This is a genomic window from Arthrobacter agilis, assembly GCF_030816075.1.
GTDB lineage: Bacteria > Actinomycetota > Actinomycetes > Actinomycetales > Micrococcaceae > Arthrobacter_D > Arthrobacter_D agilis_E.
Map to the genome: position 1 here is coordinate 1,384,818 of NZ_JAUSXO010000001.1, position 17,385 is coordinate 1,402,202.

The window sequence follows — 17,385 nt, forward strand, 5'->3', positions numbered from 1 at the left end:
GATGGCCGGTTCAGGGGCTTCATCTGCTGTTCGGAGGGGTTGACGGCTTGGTGTTGTAGTCATGAGGTTGCCTCATCGAGCGCGGCTTGCAGGGACGCAGCGTAGGCCTGGGAGGTGTAGGTGGCGCCGCTGATCATGGTGATGTCGGTGCTCTGGGCGGCCAGGACGGCATTGCCGAGCAGGTTTTCCATCCGTTGGTTGATATCCCGAGACACCGGGTTCTGGGCGAGGAGCGCTGCGTCGACGTTCGTGATCACGCCGTTGGTGACGGTCACGCCGACGCTGACTGATCCGCGCGGGTACGGGACGGGGGGCCCGACGAAGGTCCCATCCGCAGCTGCGGCGGCGGTGATGGTGGGATCGGCGGTGATAGCGGCCATGTCTGCTCCGCGCGCGCCCTGGCCTCTGCGACCGGGGCCGTCGAAACGGTCGCTGAAGGCGGCCGCCATGCGTCCTCCGCCCCGGCCAGTGTCGAGGATGGTGGCGGTCGTCGCGGCAGCATTATTGGTTTGGGTGCCGGCCTGCCAGCCGATGATCAGGATGCAGGCAGTGGCAGCTGCTGCGGATGCGGCGATGCGTGGTCTCATGGGCCATCCTTGCGGGCAATACCGGGCATCACAGACCTGCCTGGTCCAGGGCTGACTGCAGGGATTCAAGGTATGCCTCGGACGTGTAGGTGGCACCGCTGATCATGCTGACCTCGGCTGATTGCGCGGTGAGTGCCTCGCTGCGTAGGAGTGGGACGGCGCGCGCGTTGATGCGCTCCGATTTGTCGCCGTGGGTGGTGCTCAATCCGGCTGTGGCATCGGTGAGGGTCCCGTCCGCGACGGTGATCGTGACGGTCACTGACCCGTACTCGTGGTCGACCGTGGTGCCCGTGTAGGACACAGCAGAGGTGTTGGTGTCCGTGGTGGTGCTTGCAGATGTTCCGGTGTCCGGATCCGGGGTGGTGGTTTCGGGGCTGGTCCCCGGGGTTGGTGTGGTGCTGCCGGCGGTGGTGCCTGCCTGCACGGTGGCCGGTTGCACGCCCAGTTGCCAGCCCAGGACGAGGATGGACAGTGAGGCGATACCTGATCCGAGGAGTGCTCTGGTGTTCATAGCGCGAACCTTTCCGAGTGGATGTTCTCTGACGGGAAGCCGGCATGACGGGCGTCGTCCAGGACCAGGTCGGTCCAGGGCAGGGGCCCACAGACATACACGTCAGGTACCTGCTCTGGTGGGAGGTAGGAGGTCATGGTGTACCCGGAGGCGACGGCGGACGCGGGCAACCAGGACGAGTTCCCGGTCGCTCGAGGCCCGGTGAGGACGAACAGTCGTGCTCCCCGCTGCTCGCAGAGGGCGCTGATTTCGTCGAGGAGGTACACCTCGTCCGGGCGTGAGGCGCGCAGTATCACGGTCGCTCCTCCGTGGGGGAAGGTCAGGTCCTCCAGGAGCCCGCGGATGGGTGCGTTTCCGATGCCCGAGCCGATCAGCAGGACTTGCGCCGAGGCGCGGGCGGCTTCGGTGAAGATGCCGTACGGGCCCTCGATCGCTACCTTGGTCCCGGGCCGGATGTTCATCAGTTTCGCTGTTCCCGTCCCCAGGTTCCTGACCGTGATGCGCAGGGAGGTGGGTGTGGGCCTGGCGGAGATGGAGAAGGGGTGGGGCTGCCACCACAGGTCAGGGGTGAGGAACCTCCAGATGAAGTACTGTCCCGCCCGGGTGTTCAGGCGTGCAAGATCCCGCCCGGTCATGTCGACCGTTGCTACGCCCGGTGCTACCTCGGTGACCCGGGTGATGCGTACCTGGTGGTGCAGGGAGCGGGTGATCGGCACCAGTACCCGGTAGGTCAGGACCGCCGCACCGGTGAGGACCATCAGTGCAATCCAGTACCAGCGCTGGATGGTGCCTGGTGCGAAGAGCCCGCTGAGGCTGAACTGGTGGGGGATGGACAGGGCCACCGCCGCATAGGTGAGCAGGTGGATACCGTGCCAGATCTCCTGGGGGAGCCGGCGCTTGACGGCGATCACGGACGTTACCGCGACCACGACGAACAAGACCAAAGATAGGACCGCCCACCTGAGGTCCAGGCCACTGGCCCAGAGGGAGAGTGCTTCGGCCATCGGGGTGATGCCTTCCGTGGCTGCGTACCCCAGAAGGAGCAGTACCCCGTGGGCGAGGAGCAGGTACAGGATGGGTTCGCCCAGGGACCCGTGGACCAGAAGGGCTTTGTCCTGCCCGATCGTCCTGTCGATGATCGGCACCCGCGCGGACAGCAGGAACATCACGAGTACCAGGTCCATGGCCGCGAGACCCGCAATCACACCCATGGATGTCAACATTCCCGCGAACGAGCCGAACCCGGCGGCGCCGCCGTCGCTGAGGAACAGGGCAACAGCAACAGCGACGGAAGCGACCAGGATGATGGTCAGGGCATCAGCTGCCCACAGACGCCTCCGTGCCCTCTGCCGGTAGGTGGAGACAGGCAATCCGACCGTCGGAGGCAAACCCGGTGCCGGAGGGAGGTTCCGGTGTGAGCCCTGCACGGTGACCGGTTGGGTGGGGGACTCTCTGATAGCCATACATCAGTTCTACGAACCGACCCTATGAGCAGTCTTCGCCGCCCTTAGCACCAACCTGTGAAGCACCGGGCTGAGCAGTCACTGAAGAAAGGCACAAGGGCTCCAGCGATGCCATCGACGGCCAAGCCGGCCCCACCACACCCATTCCTGGCGGGTACTCCCTTATCGAGGTGGGAACGAAAGCATCACGGAGCAGACCCATGACGCTCAAACCGCGCATCCTGCACCTTATACGGCCTACCAAAGTGCAGTCCCATCACGGTCGCACCGCGGATTTCTCGTGGTTGTCTCGCGGTTCCCCCGCGGTGGGAGTCTCACAGCTTCGTGACAGGTAGGCGACAGTACCTGCTTACCTTTGCGCCGCAGAGTTGAACCAGTCCCAGCCAACCGGGCTGACACCATTTCGGAACAATCACCAGAGCCGTCCAGCGGCAAGCGAGGATCACATCATGTTCACTCCCAAGAAGATCGCACTCGGCGCCAGCGCAGCAGCAGTCGCCCTCGGACTGAGCTTCGGCGCTACCTCGATAGCGTCCGCCGCGACGACCACCCCTGCACCTACCGCCACGTCCTCCGCCACCGCTGACGCGTCAGCCGGGGACGATGCAACCACCGACTCGGGCACCGACACGGGCGCCGACTCGGGCCGGGGAGGACACGGACACCGTGGCGTCGACGCCGCGGACCTCGCAACGACGCTCGGACTCGATGAGGCAACGGTGAGCGACGCACTCGACGCGGCGCAGGACTCCGCCCGGGACAGCATCGACACCGCCGATGGGGAGAAGCCCGATCGTGCAGCGCTCGAAAGTGCCGTCGTCAGCTCGCTGGCCAAGACCCTGGCCGTCGACGCAGCGACGGTGCAGAGCGCCATCGACGAGCTCCAGGCCGCGGAGCAGGCAGAGCGATCCGCAGCCGCACAGGAAAAACTCGATGCAGCCGTGGCAGACGGATCCCTGACCCAGGCCGAAGCCGACGGCGCTGCCAAAGCCGTCGAACTCGGCCTCCTCGGAGGCGGGCGCGACTAGACCCTGAGGACGACGGAGAGAAGGCCCTAGAAACCACTAGGGCCTTTTCTTAGTTAACGGTCATAGCGCCCATGAACAGGGCTGAGCTTTTGGCTCTCTTCTGCTTCATCGCAGTCCTTCTGATTCGGTCCGTGTGTAGAGCTGTGGTGGGTGTCGGAACTTCCCTGGGCGATACACCTGGGCAGCAGTAGACCGCGCCCTGTCAGGAACTGAGCGCTAGGGCAGGATCGTGTAGAAGATGATCCAGTTCATAGCGAGGTTGAACCCCGCGTGGGCGGCCATCGCACCCACCAGTGATCGGCTGAGAGTCCGGAAGCCGTAGAACGTGAGGGAGGCCCCGAACATGGCCAGGACCCAGAACATCGCGGGCAGCGGTAGGAACGCCCACGCCCCTGCTACGAACACCACACCGAAGTGGGCGAGGTGGGTGAGGGCGAAGGCAGTTGCGTCAATCAGCGCTGCCCGCCGGTTTCCGAGGTGGGTGGCGAAGCTTTCGTGCGCGACACCGCGGTACAGCACCTCTTCTCCGATCGGGCTGAAGAGCACACCGATGACCGCGTAGACAATGAAGTAGATGAGACGGTCGGCATCGGATGGGGCCTCCGGCACGCTGGAATAGGTGCGGGAGATGTACGCGAACGGGTTGGACATGCTGTGCCCCCACAGGGCGGCCGCGCCGGCGTAGACGCCAAGGGCTATGGCTGCCCCGGCGATCACCGCCGGCACTAGCCAGCGCCGACCGGTTGGTGGCAGGAGCCCGATGCGTTTCCGCCCCTGTCGGGTGAGCAGCAGCCATGGCAGAGCGATCATCGCGATGAACACGAGGCTGACGGCCTGATAGTTGCCTGTCACATTCGCCTGCAGGACGAGCGCCACCCGTACGAGGCCGAAAAGGACGAGTAGCACAATGCCAGTGCGGAGGTTCAGCGGAAGGAGCGCGCGGAACGGTGCCCGGACGGTGGGGTTCATCCCGCGAGTGTACGGTCAGCGGGAGCCCGCCCCTATAAACTTCCGTCAAATAGCATTTCGCCGGCGCGACGAGGCCGACAAATGGTCCGGGAAGTCCTCACCCATTCCGCCAGGCTCGTAGAAGCCCTTCACGAGACTTCGTACCTCCTCCACGAGATCGTCCCGCGTGATGGAAGGCATGCAGGCCACGGTTCCTTCGGCTGAACTCGCGACGTGTCGACTCGCGTTGAAACCGTAGGTCCCTTCAGCTGGACCGTTCAACCAGGAAAAGTCATAGCTGAGCGCACCGCTTGGCTGACGCCTCTCGCTGACACGAAAAAGCTCATCATCGACGATGACCTCGAATGGCTCCATTCGGTGAGTCTAGATTGCGTTCACTTTGAGGATTGATCCCCTCCAGACGATCCCTCATCGGGCGCTTTCTCGGGCGGCTCACACTTGGACGATGGGGTGACCTTAGGCATGCGTGGGCCCTTGAGGGTTATCTGACAGTGGACCCGCAGCGATTGATCAGCGGGGCCAGCGCCGGTATAGGCCGGAGAGCGCCCATGAGTGACGGCGGTCAAAGCCGCGAAGCGCCCGAAGGGTTCAGTCTTGAGAGACGTCGCGATGGGTGCTCCTAAGTCTTGCTGTTGTGTTTCGAGGTTAGGGCGGCCGGCGTAACGCAAGAGCAAATTGCCGCCTCGTGTCAGACGCTCGAACTGCCAGCAGGCGAGAAACTGAAGAGCGAACGAGTGGACTTAGACGGGGTTCGCTCATCCCCCGCGCGAAGGGGCAGATCAACGAAGGTTGGTTCAGCCGGCCGGCCGTTTAGTCGGTCGCTTGCCTCGAGCACGTCGTCACCGAGCCCGATTGCGTTCATATGAAATTCTGCGTTCGCGATCTTCCGCTGCCCAGTTTCGTATGTATAGGTCGGTAGCTTTTGCGACCAATCCACTAAATGTCGTTCGTCTCTTATCAGCCCTATTGCCACGGTGGCATAAACCTCGTCGCGGCTGACCAGGACAAGATCACCCGGAAGCCCTATGTACTTCCTTCGCGCCACGCTCCACAGCGAGTGAGTCGCTCGGATGATTAGCTCGATTAGCAGCAGGTTGCCTTCGAGACTTGTGAATGTGGAGGTCACCCACATGCTGAACTGCCGCGGGTTGGACTTGCCGTCACGCCTACTTTCGAGATACGTAATCCCCGGGCCGCCAACCATTCGGTGATCGTCCCATTGGATCTCGCCTTGATCGCCAGGTATCCCGACAAGGCCGTGCTTGGCGGCGTTGTAAAGCGCGTTCTCATTCGTCAGGCGGTGTGCCACGACCCGAAGCAACTCGATTATGCCCTCAATCGAGTCCTCCCACGTCTCCTGATTCATCTCGACGCCAGCTTCTTCGGCTGTCTCACCGCCCAAGAACACCGATGCAACGGTTTTTCGATCAACGTGGCTCGTGTCCGGTTCCGCGAACTTAGCTGCCTGCCTCTTGAATTCCCCTGGTTCGGTAACGCTGGCAACCTTGATCCACGGACACAACGGGAAGTTCATATGAGCCAGCCAGAGACGCATCAAAGACTCTCCGGCATGGTGCACCAACACGGTGCTGTCCAGGAAGGCGTAGCGAAGTCTTGACTCCTGCGGCATACGAGCCGACGCACCACCGTGCAACGCGCCATACTGCACCCCCTTCTTAAGGATGTCAGCCGCCTCGTCGCCGTCTGAGAGAGTGAAGATGATCGACTGCTGGCGGGCACGCACGTACTCCGTGGGACCGGCTGAGGAATAGAACGTCGCGTTGAGTTCGGAGTACTGCTCGCTAGCCAGTTGTGGACCAAGCGGCTTCCTTTTGTTGGTCGTCTTCTTGTTCCCGGACATGTCACTCCCCATAGCTAGCCCTCAACTGAAAGGAAAGCTCCTTCAGCCACGGGTTCAGTCTGCATGGCTCCCCTGACAAACAAGCACTAGGACACACGACCCAAAGTCCAGATCCGGGCTCAGTGTGGTGCTACGTCGGACCCGACAGCAGATCACGTGATCCCGCTATCTAAGGGCGGTACCAATGAGGACGCGAGGCCGAGTCCGTAAGCCGATGAGGCAGTCGTTACTCACTCGCAATTGCTACAGATGTGCGCGCTTTAATCCAGGCCGTGGCGTTCGGGAGGGCCACTAGGCCGATAGACATTCGTAGAAATTGTCGGATGGCAGGTTTATCTTCGGGCAGATCATGTGCGTGCCGAAGCAGCACGTAGAGGGCTGTGGTATCGAGAATGAGCCCTTGTTGGGCAGCGAATGGCTCGATTTCGTCAGTTCGGAGAATGGTGCTGCGCACATTCGGGTCCTTATCAATTTCCCTGTTCAGCAAGTACCACATGCCTGGGATGATGTCCGGTTTTTCCTCGAAGACGTACTTCGTAACGTATCCCTGCAGGACTGTTAATTTCCCGCCCTTTGCGTTGCCGCTGACACCAGTGGCGTCGCCTAGGACCAACCATTGAGGATCGTCGGGGTCGGTGATCCTAAAGTCTTCCCGCCGCTCTTTGTCCTCCCACTCAAGGTCCATGTCTCTAACCCCGAATCCGAGGTCTTCCAAGGCATCTCGAACGGCGTCCTGCAGCGCATCGTCTTGTCCACGTAGAAGTTGCCTGCTTCCTGCCGCAGCTTCTTCCCGTGCCTTGTCCAGTTCTGACTCCAGCTGCACACGAGCGGCTTCAAACTTGGCCTTAGCCCTCTCGAAGGTCTCGTTCTCCTCGACGAGTCTGAGGGCGATGGCGGATTCCGCTGCCGAGTACCACTCAGGCGAGGCCCACCAGTCGGGAACCCCGGGGAACTTTTTGGGCTCCAGCCGGCGCCAGCTCGCGAACGCCGCATTGATCCAAGGTCCGAGGGTCCTTACTTCGCTCGGGACGAACCACACTTCGCCTCGTTTAGGGGCTGTAATGGTTCCGGCCAAGATGACGCCCTGCGGGCCAATGGCAAAAGAATCTACAACTACGCCTACGGGTAGCTCTCCGTCGATGATCAGCCCAGATTGAGTGTCGCGGCTTTCAGCTGCCTCAGTCAGGGAGGTACGCAGTTCTTGGCAAAACCCTTGCTGGATTGAAATCTCCTGCCCAGGAATCTTCCACCGTAGCGTCAGCGTAACGTCGTCCTCTGCACTGTTTAGCCCCGAAACCCTGTCCAGGACTCCGTGATTAGCATAATGGCCCTCAGGAAGTACTTTGAAGATGTGAAGGTGCTCCGCCACCCGCGAGTAACTGATACTGAAGACATTCGACATGTCTGCTTTCTGGTACGCGCTATTCAAGATGAGCGCGTCCCACTCCGCCTGATCAACAGAACCAAGGTCGGTTATTACCTTCACAGTGCCTGGCAGATCCACTTCTTGCTGCACTCGGGAAGCGAAACCCTGTTGGTCGTCAAGGATGAGAATTCTCGGATGTTCTCGTCGGTTTGCAATTGTGTGGCTGGCTGACAAGAAATTCGTCCAATCTTTACAGCGAGAAGGTCCGTGAGTAAAAAGGGCACACAGTGCCGGGCGCACCGCGACTGTTGCCGAGACTCTGGCGGTCCCGTTGGACAGAGTGGAGGCTCGGGCTCTTAGATTACTGCATTGATCTATGGTGCTTATGTTTCGTTGTTGTCCGGCGTTCACAAGCCAGTCGGTCTGCACCCATACAGACGTTCGTGGGAACCGGCAAGGGGTGCAATTGCCGCCACGGCGCAGAGCGGGCGTTTAGCCGGGACGATGAGAACGGGCGCGCCGGTACCTTCTCCGTGCATCAGGTTGGCATCACGCACTGTTGCGTTTGGGTACACCCAAACGCAACAGTGCGTCAGCGCTGGAATCCCGTGGTTTTGGGGTCCGTTTACGGCTTTCGCAACAGAACCGATCGAGGTCTAGACATGGTGCAACGTTGGTCCGTGGCGCAGCCGCATCAGCGAGCAAGGAGGTCCAGTCCTGCGCGTAGGCCTCGTCGGGGCGAGACACAGTGCGATACCAGCACGTGGCGAATGACCGCATGATGCATGATGCATTGAAGGGCGGGTTTCTGGTATCAGGCGACACCTTCATTCTTTCAACCCGCGGTAGGGACAGAACACTATGGGGCTAGAGCTATTTATTGGTGCGATAGGGACTATGGGGGCATTTGCTGTGCCGCTGATTGGGTTCCTGTGGCATCAACGGCGGAGAAAACTCGCGGTTCAGCGAACCGCTGTTCAGGCTATCGGTGACGCCGTCACTGAGCTTCTCACCGTCGTACAGCATGCCGACGTCGTGAGGCTGGACAACGCGACCATCGCCGGCGCGGTCCGTCGCTTCGATCAGGAGTGGCAAAGGTGGCAGCACCAGCTACCAGAGGGAAGCGCTCACCTTAGGCTCAGTATCAGACAAGCGATGACCAACTGTTTTGGTGGGCCAGCTTCTGCAGGCCTCGATCCGCGGTGCGAGTCGTTGCCACAATCCACCTTTGACCCGTACTGGTGGGACCTACTTGCCTCGTATCTTGAGCATGTTCGGATCAGGTTCAGTCGCTGGTTGATGAAAGACGCCCCTATCGCCTTGGTAACTGAGAAGTACTTCACCTGGCGAAGCGACGAGGACCAGGAACATCGACGGACACAGGCCACCAGGGGAGTGCTCGATGGGCGTTAAGGACTGGTTCAAGCGGTCACTCGGTGGAAAGCTCGCCGTAATCGAGGAGCGCGCTGAAGTTTCCTCCCGTGCTTCAGTCACTGTTTCGCTCGGCATTGGAGGGAATCCTTGTGTAGAGGTGGCAGGGACCACGACGTTCGCGAAAACCGCAGTCGTCGCCTTGGCCGACAGATACCAGTTGCCTGAGTGCGGGTACCTAGAAGCGAATGCCTGGCTGCAGCGGGAACCCGAGAATCCGGTCGACGCTGATGCGGTCGCGATCGTGATCGATGGTGAAAAGGTTGGGAACCTGCCCTCCCATTTCGCCCGAGCGCTACCGCTACCGCCTGGAGGCAGCATGAAAGTCCTCTATCAACTCCACGTTCTCCGCGGCGAGAAGTGGGCGGCCAAAGCCTTCGTATGGCTCGGACAGGGCAAGCCACAGTGGACATACTCCGCAGATAATTCCCCTCCGCTGACGAGTAGGGAACGTACTCTTGCCGCAGCGAGACAGGACTCGGACATGGTACGTGAAGCCCTCGAAGGTGGGGGCGATAGAGCAGCCCAATTTCAACGCGGGATGTATCAGGGTGTCCACTACCTACAGCTGGTTGAGCCAATCAAACAGCTTAAGCGGGAGAACCGGTTAGAAGAAGCACTAGCGCTTTGTTATCAGGCGATTAGGGGCGCGGAGCAGGGTCGAGAGGGCCGTGAACCTGCTCCCTGGTACACGGAGCAGGCAGCGATCGTGCACCGCAAGCTTGGACAGTACCAAGAGGAGATAGCAGTGCTTGAGCGATGGCTGAACCTAGCCCCGCCAGCCCTACGCCACAACAGCAAGATCGCGGAACGCCACCAAAAGTGCACCGCGAGCAGGGGACTACCCGCGAAGGAGCGGGACGCATAAAACGATGCCTTAACGAGGCCCAGCAGATACGCGGTGTCCGCGACGACGCCTCAAGTAAGGTTTCGATCTTGCATAGGTTTTGCTCGTTGAGTGACCCGAGAAGACCACCATACGTTTGTCGAAGCGGTCTCCTCGGGTTGCTCACAGAAGACTGACTCGGCTAATTACACCGCCAGCGTCAGCCACTTCTGAATGCGAGCGAGCGTCACGTCCGGCTTCGGAGCCGTCGAGTACACCTGCAACTCGAGGTAGTCCGACGATTCGATGCCGAGTGATGGCAGGTCGTCCTCTCTCAAACGCACGACACGGTAACCGGCGGCGAGCAGGTCACGGCTCTTGCGGCGGTCTACCTTTATCTTCGGCGCGGGCCGATGCCAACGGGCGCCGTCGTATTCGACAGCAACTTTCAATCCTTTATGCTCAACGAGGATGTCGATCGACCACTGCTTTCGAGTGGTAAACGCTTCACTGCGGACGACGGGGCCGGACTTCACCACTTCGAAGATTTCCTTAGCGGCGTCCTTGTGCCGCAGCTCGACCCGGGACTTGCCGACCTGCTTACACTCCGGACACTCGGACCCGGATGAGCGGGAGGTGAGGGTCGCCTCCCAGCGGTGCGCGGGGTCGACGGAGCAGATCCACCGGGGTGTGAAGGCGGTCTGACCGTGAGGGCGCAGGTGCCAGGGCGACGAAGGGTTAGTGGGATCCCATTCGGCAGCGAGGCCCGGGTCCATCCAACCGAGCGAGCCGAGAATTGTCCGGCACTGAGGGCAGCGCAGACGTTGGTACTTGTCCCGGTTTCTCACCGGCTCCTCCCACTCGTGTCCGCAGCAATCTGCCAACCAGTGAGCCATCCGCTTCGACCCCGGAACGACCTTCTCCGGCGTCAGCTTGCCGTTCAGGATTGGATGCCACTGACTGGCCATCTCAGGCAACGCGTCAGCGAGCATCACCCGTTGCACGCGGCCGTTCTGCGCTGAACGACAGTATTGGCAGCCAGAGTGCATGAACGTGTAAGGGACGATTCGGGGCGGGTGGCCGTTCTCGCACCGGAACTTACGGAGCATGTTCTCGGCAACCATGACTGTCCTCGGGTCACCTGCGTCATTCCACGCGGCTAGTAGCTCTGGGATCTCGGCAACCGGGGTTTGCTTTAGCCGCTGCCACTCAGTGTCCCACTCGTCCCGGCGCTTCGTTTCGCATTCCGGGCACTGGGGTCCTCCCGTCATCCAGGAGACAGTTGCGGTGAAAAGGTGTGCGCAGGTGGGGCACTTCCAGTGGTGTTCCTTGTTCGAGCGAACGGCAACGGTAGCCAGTGCGGAGGCTGGGTTCCGGTCGTGGTCCCACCACTCGAGCGCTGGGTTTTGGGAGTCGGCGAACAGGTTCTTGGCGCCGCGGGACTTGCTCGCCGGGGACGGCGCACTGCTGGACTTGCCGTTGCGAGAGCAGACACAACCCCACGCGATGTCTCCTAGGCGCTGTGCCTGCTGGATACCGCAACGTATACAACGGGTGATGACGGGCCAGTCTGCCCGAGGCAGGTCCACAAGCTCCTCGATAGGCTCGACGTCGTTCTCCGTGAGGCGACCGCCAACCACGGACTTCGGCACGACGGTGGGGTTGCTGTGGGCAGTGGCCCACTGAATCCAGAAACACCGCCGGCAGGACGGCTCGTCCCGCGTGCGCAGCTCGAGTAGGTAGTCGAGCTTGTAGTCGCACTCCGCAGAGCAGTCTCGGCAGCGGGTCCGCCAGCGGCTGTCTTTACCCGGAAAGGGCGCCATGGGGTCCATTCCGAGCTCGCTCAGGATGGCGACGAGGCACGGTTCGCACCAGGTCGGCTTAGTCCTCGTGCTGAAGGCTGCGGTATTGACGCAACCTTCAGTGGTGCACTGCTGTGCGACTGCCATGCGTTCCCCTGTTCCGAAAACCTGCCTATGGCAGGGCTGTTTCTGAGACTATTACGGCTACCGAGGAGGGGGCCGCGGGTGCTATCTAAAGGCACAGGATATTGTCCTCGGGGTGCCCGAGAGCTGGTGTGGGCCACCGCCACGCCGGGCAATGAGGTCCCTTTTCCGGATGGGGTTTAAGTGTGGCGCAGTCTGAGCGGCTGAGCTGAATGGCTTAGCCGCTGACATAGCGAGTCACCATGGACACCACGAAAGAGGCAGCGACTTGTAGCTAAATCGAACATATTCGCTACACATCGCTTGGACACCACAAACGAGCTCGCTGAAGCTCGTCTCATGTAGCAATACTCACTACCTGAATCTACGGTGCACTACTGTTCGCGCTTGTTGAGTTTCGCCACACACCAGGCGCCGGACACTGTCCGCTGAGAACGCGACTCTGACGATGCGACCCCACGGCACCGCGCTGGTGCTGCCCCGCAAGCGGATCGGCTTACGCACAGTGGGACGGACCGCTCTGCTGCTGCCTCATGAGTGCTCGCGGCGATGCGTTCGGGCGCGATCCACCTGAGAGTAGGAGCGTTGACGCTATTGGGTAGACATGCCGTTCATATACACCGCTTTAGCCTTGTAACTGATTTCTGGATCACCGGCTGTCACCGTGAAGGAGTCTTGTCCTGGCGACAGCGGGCCCGAAAACACGATGGCGCTTGCGCCATCACCGAGCTCACAGACCGCTTCCTCGCCGCCTTCTAGAACGAGAGTGCCGGTGGTAAGGCACGTGATGTCGACGCGAACATGAGTAGCGTCTTGGGGTGGAGCACCGAGTTCAATGGTTTGCGTGCCGGTGTACGTACCGGAGACCGGGTCTGCGACTGCGGTGGCCACATCCCCTGTGGAACTGGGCTGAGGCTGGTTTTCGGTTTCCTCATCATTCGCTGCAGTGCACCCTGCAAGTAGGAGCATTGTGAGCAGAGCTGCTGTCACCGGTGAACGTCGTGGCGTCATCTGCGTAACCTAGCAGGAGCGCCGATGAATGCACCCCGTATCAATGGTCCATGCGAGAACGATGCCTAAGCGTTGCCTTCACAAGCAGGGATCGTCCTGCTCACCGCGCATAGCTGCGACGAATCCGTAGAGGAACTCCCTGTCGTACTGAACAAAAGCGTCTGGTAGGGGATCCCGCAGTGGGACACGTTCCTAGCGCATCAAATAGAGGACAAGCTTGAAGGACAGTGATCTGTTTCTATGCTGGCGTTATGAGTAGTGGAGCAAGGGAAGAGCCAGCTGCCGGTCTGATCGACTTGGTTACGGCACGGGCACTGTGGGTCACTAGGCAGGAGGCGGCCCGTACAGCCATTTCAGCTGCGACTCGATCCCTGACGGAAGGGAAGGACACCGAGCCGCTTCGTGAGTTGGCTGGGGCATCCCTCGATATGAATGTGCACGAGCTCGGTGCGCTCATTGATGCGTCACTGGTCAGTCTGGGGTCGCCACTGGCTGCGCTGACGCGTGAGGAAGCCCTCACGGTTGTAGCCAGACATTTTGCAAAAGAGGTAGTCCAAGGGCGGTTTCCCATCCGGGAGTTCGCTGATTGGGCCCACTCGGCAATCGGACACGACGGGCCGCCGCTGACGCAGGACCTCGTGATGCTCGATGATCTGTATGACGGGTTTGAAGGCGGGTGGGGTGAGGAGCCCAACGCGCTACCCACACTTGAGCGGTTCCTCGATGAGTCACAGGACCTGGACCAAAAGTGGACTCGCCCTAGGAACCCATAGGGATCCTCTTGCGGCTCGGCTCCATGAAATCGGAATGCGCTAAGGTGCCTGCTCCGGGATGCAACGCTTTGGGGTGCCCCTAGCCTTCCTAGGGTATTCGCCGTCGGATCTTCCCCAAAGGTAGGCCGCCGCTATAGTAAGAACTAAGGCGATAATGGTAAACCAGTCGGAATCATTCAGTAGGACTGATGAAGCCACTGCGGCAGCGAAGGCAATGGTTGCTGCGATAAAGCTTTTCCGTCGTTTCAGGTCCACTACATCGTCCTTCACGTTCCGCGGTAGGAGGCACCAGTATGTCTGGTGTGGGACGTGCTTGCCTAGGCATTGTGTTCCTTGGAGAAGGTTCCAGTAGAAATGAAACTTTCTCTGATGAGTTCAGGTGTGGTGGAGGCGCCAGAAAAGCATGGTTTCCTTACCCGCGCAAAGCAGCGTGGGTTTGGAACAACTGATCAGGTGGAATGGTTGCTCGCGTTCTACAGGGCGGACCTCGTAGCCCTAGAGCAAATGGGTCTTGCTTGGGAATCTTGGGGGCGACGTATCCCCAGGTCCGTTAGCGGATCGCTGTGCGGGACAACTGCCCAGCGATCGGCTATCGATACTCTTGATTCGCCCAGTCTGGCCAGGTGTCAGAAGCAGCGTCGAGGTCAATGCCGCGCAGCCGGACGAGGGTGACGTTGCCAGGTTCTCTAGTGGCAGCCCAAAGGCTGTGTGACCTTCCGTTGCTGTGCTGCGGTATCCACTGCAGGACAGCGTCAAGATCGGTCTCCGTCAGCTCCCACTCCTCTTTCCCGCTGGCATCATCAGCCCAGAAGTACACGCGGTACGTTGGCGCATCATCCTCGAGGTTCGCGTCACGAGGATCTATCAAACGAGATTTCATGGTCCGACGATACTTGCCGGGCCTCCACTCATCGCCCGTACAGCGATCGATCACCGGGACAGTGATTCCAGTGGTGAGTGGCGTACTTGCGCCCACGATGGTGACGGGTTGGGCCTTCAACGCATTGTTGGTGTTGTCATTACTGGTTATTCACGGGCGGGGTAGGTTGGTGGTTTTGGTCGGGGAGGGGTAGCAGGTATCCGTTGGGGTTTTCGATGCCGAGGAGTTCGAGGCCGCCCTCGGGGGTGGGTCTGTAGACGAAATGCTGGCCCTCGGGCAGCATTCCCAGGTCTTCGTTCGCTGGGATGGCTTGGGTCCGGGTTTGTCCTGCGTGCTGGTAGGTCCAGGTCGCGGGCCCGCACAGCTCGATCAATGAGCTTGGAAAGGTGATGCCGACCTCGGTCGTGGTGCGTTTTTCGAGGTTGGTGACGGCCAGGATGCTTTGCCCGTCCGGTAGTGGTGGGCGTTCCCTGAGCAGGGTCGGATACTCTTCCTCGGGCCAGGTGGTCGGACGCCCGCCGATCGCTTCGCAGGCGGTGACCGGTTCGATGATGGCCCCGGCCACTGGGGCAGCCGCGACGGTGCATTGCTCGAGGGAGTAGCCGACCTGGGTTTCGTAGGTCTTCTGGTTTTCTGCCCACTTTGTTGGGTCATTTCCCCGGATTGCGGGTGCGGCGAGAACCTCGTCGCATTGGGCGATCGTGGAGGCTTGATCCGTGGGTAGTGGGTTGGGCGGGGACGGGGGGTCGGCTGTTGCCGCGGTGTAGAGGATGACGAAGCTAAAGGCCGCGGCTCCGATGCCGGCGGTGATCTTGGTCAGCCGGAGTGCCGCCCGGCCATCGACGCTTCGATGCGGCGGAACACGTACTGCGGTTCCGGCGTCATCGATGACGCCAATGTGTTCAACCGATGCCGTTTCGTTGTTTCCCTGCACTGCCGTCCCCCGTTCGTGGCCGCTCACGGCCAGGGCCGATCATAGTGTCTCGGCCATTCTGAAGGCTCCAGAGCACATCTCCGTAATGTCATGGTGCGGAGTTCACGACAGAGGTGTGCACGGCGGTCCAGGACTCGATGGTGCCCGCGGGGGCGCCAGTGGATTCTTTGAGAATTACGGTCTGTTCGCCGATCACCAGGCCTGATGCGGGGTCGATGATGATGTCCTGCCGGAATGCTTGTCCTGGATCTGCTTTGCCGAGCGCGACTCCGGTGCGGCCGTCGATGGTGGCTTGCCGGTCCATCACCTCCACGCCTGGGATGAGGGCTGCGGCCTCGTAGAAGGCGGCACGTAGGTCGGCGGGAATGATGCCGGTACGAAGGGACTCGATGATGGTCTCGAACGCCTCGAGGTCGGGGTCCTTTCCTGCGCCTCTTGTATGGTCATAGATTTTGTCCAACAGCTTCTTTGGGTCGCGGGGCAATCCGCTCGTGTCGGTCTTCGGTGCACCGACGATCGTGTACTGCTCTCCGTCGCCGAACGCGCCGCCGGGAGCCCGGAAGACTCCCACCAACGCCGCGTAGCTTTTCGGATCGACGATCGGCTGAAGGCGTGCGGCCTCCTTCACAACGTCGGGTGCCGCGTCGGTCGGCACGTCTGCCTCCCTGTTCCAGACCCACTCGTCGTCTACGTCCGCTGGAATGTAGAGCTGGTCCGCTGTGATGCGGTGCCAGAACATCTGCGATCCGTCGGCGAAACTGCTCGACCCGTAGAGCGCTTTGGTTTCGATCTTCAGGTACTGTCCCGGCAGTACGACAGGATCGGATGTCCGCAGAGTCGCCGCGGCGGCGTCCTCAAGCACGGCTGCCGCTTCGGCGCTTAGGGGCTGCCGTTCGGGCAGGACAACGTCGGCGGCCACCATGACCCCGGCGACAAAGACTGCTGCGGCCGATGCCAGGGTGAGTCCGCGGCGGATTCTGAGGCGCGTGACTGTTGAGGAGGCAGTTCGCCCTAGGGGTGCTGATTGGGCGGTTGCTTCGGCCTGAGCCAGGCGCATCAGGCGTTCCCGACCACGGGCCAGGGTGGCCGGGGGGACGGTGCCGATATCGTTGCGGGTTTCACGGAGCAGTTGCAGGTCGTCCATGATCAACTTCCTTGTCGCTAAGAGTGAGGTTCAGGTCCACGCGAAGCTTGCGCCGGGCGCGATTGATGCGGGAACGGACGGTACCTAGGGGTACCTCCGTGGCGGTGGCGATGTCCTGATAGGACAGATCGGCCCAGACGTAGAGCAGGATTGCTTCACGGTCGATGGGGGCAAGTCCGCGCAGAGCCTGCGCGATGACGGCCTGATGGCCGGGAGCGTCGAGTCGCCGCTCAACGGCTAGCAGGCCAGCCGTGGTGTCCGCACGATCACCGCTTCTGGCCAACGCCCGGAGCGTTCTCGCTTCGGCGCGGTGATGGCGGCGGAGGAGATTGGTGGCGATGCCGAACAGCCACGGCCTCACCGCCTCGCCCGCCCCTGTGAAGCGGGCTCGTCCTTCGAAAGCGATGAGGAAGGTTTCGGCCATGACGTCCTCAGCTACAAAGTCACCGGCCCGGCGGGCCGCGTAGCGGTAGATATCCGGGCCGTGCCGGTCGTAGAGCTCCCCAAAGGCTGCCGGGCCGTAGCGCGACCGCTCAATAATCTCTGCGTCTGTGTTCACACCCTGTAATGCCCGCTCACTCCGGAAAGTTCACAGTTTCCCCACTTTTCTTTTCGCAGTTTTCGCGACGGATACGACTGATCCCGCACACCGTAG

The 17,385-nt window shown here is 61.2% G+C and carries 16 protein-coding genes; 3 read left to right on the forward strand and 13 right to left on the reverse strand.

The annotated features are described in order from the left end of the window. Window positions 1-59 precede the first annotated feature (59 nt). Genes QFZ50_RS06220 through QFZ50_RS06230 form a run of 3 tightly spaced genes read right to left on the reverse strand, consistent with a single transcriptional unit; the run spans window position 60 to window position 2,561 of the window. A complete protein-coding gene (locus QFZ50_RS06220; protein ID WP_307082876.1) occupies window positions 60-587 on the reverse strand; it encodes an FMN-binding protein in 528 nt (175 codons plus the stop codon). Between the two features lie 28 nt (window positions 588-615). Continuing rightward, window positions 616-1,098: an FMN-binding protein gene (locus QFZ50_RS06225; RefSeq protein WP_307082877.1), complete on the reverse strand. Its 483-nt coding sequence runs from the start codon at window positions 1,096-1,098 to the stop codon at window positions 616-618. Next, on the reverse strand, window positions 1,095-2,561 hold the full coding sequence (locus QFZ50_RS06230; protein WP_307082878.1) for a ferredoxin reductase family protein: 1,467 nt from the start codon (window positions 2,559-2,561) through the stop codon (window positions 1,095-1,097). The genes QFZ50_RS06225 and QFZ50_RS06230 overlap by 4 nt, the downstream gene beginning before the upstream one ends. Before the next feature lie 449 nt (window positions 2,562-3,010). Between QFZ50_RS06230 and QFZ50_RS06235 the strand changes: the two genes are divergently transcribed. Continuing rightward, window positions 3,011-3,589 carry a hypothetical protein gene (locus QFZ50_RS06235; RefSeq protein ID WP_307082879.1) on the forward strand — a complete coding sequence of 193 codons (579 nt, stop codon included), beginning with the start codon at window positions 3,011-3,013 and terminating at the stop codon, window positions 3,587-3,589. Window positions 3,590-3,805: 216 nt separating this feature from the next. Here QFZ50_RS06235 and QFZ50_RS06240 read toward each other — a convergent pair whose 3' ends face one another. The 4 genes from QFZ50_RS06240 to QFZ50_RS06255 all read right to left on the reverse strand — a co-directional run bounded on the left by QFZ50_RS06240 (window position 3,806) and on the right by QFZ50_RS06255 (window position 7,935). Beyond that, entirely contained in the window at window positions 3,806-4,558 is a 753-nt protein-coding gene (locus tag QFZ50_RS06240) for a CPBP family intramembrane glutamic endopeptidase (RefSeq protein WP_307082880.1), read from the reverse strand. 45 nt (window positions 4,559-4,603) lie between these two features. Beyond that, complete coding sequence (locus QFZ50_RS06245; RefSeq protein ID WP_307082881.1) at window positions 4,604-4,912, reverse strand: hypothetical protein; 309 nt, start codon at window positions 4,910-4,912, stop codon at window positions 4,604-4,606. A gap of 334 nt (window positions 4,913-5,246) precedes the next feature. Further along, window positions 5,247-6,419 (reverse strand): hypothetical protein, encoded by a 1,173-nt coding sequence (locus QFZ50_RS06250; protein ID WP_307082882.1) that lies wholly within the window; start codon window positions 6,417-6,419, stop codon window positions 5,247-5,249. A gap of 226 nt (window positions 6,420-6,645) precedes the next feature. Next, window positions 6,646-7,935 (reverse strand): hypothetical protein, encoded by a 1,290-nt coding sequence (locus QFZ50_RS06255; protein ID WP_307082883.1) that lies wholly within the window; start codon window positions 7,933-7,935, stop codon window positions 6,646-6,648. Between the two features lie 1,252 nt (window positions 7,936-9,187). Here QFZ50_RS06255 and QFZ50_RS06260 point away from each other — a divergent pair. Continuing rightward, window positions 9,188-10,084 carry a hypothetical protein gene (locus QFZ50_RS06260; RefSeq protein ID WP_307082884.1) on the forward strand — a complete coding sequence of 299 codons (897 nt, stop codon included), beginning with the start codon at window positions 9,188-9,190 and terminating at the stop codon, window positions 10,082-10,084. A 164-nt stretch (window positions 10,085-10,248) separates the two neighbouring features. Here QFZ50_RS06260 and QFZ50_RS06265 read toward each other — a convergent pair whose 3' ends face one another. Together QFZ50_RS06265 and QFZ50_RS06270 are read right to left on the reverse strand one after the other, a co-directional pair. Next, window positions 10,249-11,991 carry a zinc-ribbon domain-containing protein gene (locus QFZ50_RS06265; RefSeq protein ID WP_307082885.1) on the reverse strand — a complete coding sequence of 581 codons (1,743 nt, stop codon included), beginning with the start codon at window positions 11,989-11,991 and terminating at the stop codon, window positions 10,249-10,251. Window positions 11,992-12,579: 588 nt separating this feature from the next. Continuing rightward, window positions 12,580-12,879, reverse strand: coding sequence for a hypothetical protein (locus tag QFZ50_RS06270; protein ID WP_307082886.1), 300 nt, complete (start codon window positions 12,877-12,879; stop codon window positions 12,580-12,582). A gap of 371 nt (window positions 12,880-13,250) precedes the next feature. On the opposite strand from QFZ50_RS06270, the gene QFZ50_RS06275 reads away from it, so the two are divergent. After that, complete coding sequence (locus QFZ50_RS06275; protein ID WP_307082887.1) at window positions 13,251-13,772, forward strand: hypothetical protein; 522 nt, start codon at window positions 13,251-13,253, stop codon at window positions 13,770-13,772. 589 nt (window positions 13,773-14,361) lie between these two features. On the opposite strand, the gene QFZ50_RS06280 is transcribed toward QFZ50_RS06275, so the two are convergent. The 4 genes from QFZ50_RS06280 to QFZ50_RS06295 form a co-directional block, all read right to left on the reverse strand. After that, window positions 14,362-14,652, reverse strand: a complete 291-nt coding sequence (locus tag QFZ50_RS06280; protein ID WP_307082888.1) for a hypothetical protein — start codon at window positions 14,650-14,652, stop codon at window positions 14,362-14,364. Window positions 14,653-14,791: 139 nt separating this feature from the next. Next, on the reverse strand, window positions 14,792-15,613 hold the full coding sequence (locus QFZ50_RS06285; protein ID WP_307082889.1) for a hypothetical protein: 822 nt from the start codon (window positions 15,611-15,613) through the stop codon (window positions 14,792-14,794). 61 nt (window positions 15,614-15,674) lie between these two features. Continuing rightward, a complete protein-coding gene (locus tag QFZ50_RS06290; RefSeq protein WP_307082890.1) occupies window positions 15,675-16,730 on the reverse strand; it encodes a CU044_5270 family protein in 1,056 nt (351 codons plus the stop codon). Beyond that, window positions 16,705-17,289, reverse strand: coding sequence for an RNA polymerase sigma factor (locus tag QFZ50_RS06295; RefSeq protein WP_307082891.1), 585 nt, complete (start codon window positions 17,287-17,289; stop codon window positions 16,705-16,707). The genes QFZ50_RS06290 and QFZ50_RS06295 overlap by 26 nt, the downstream gene beginning before the upstream one ends. Window positions 17,290-17,385: the final 96 nt, after the last annotated feature.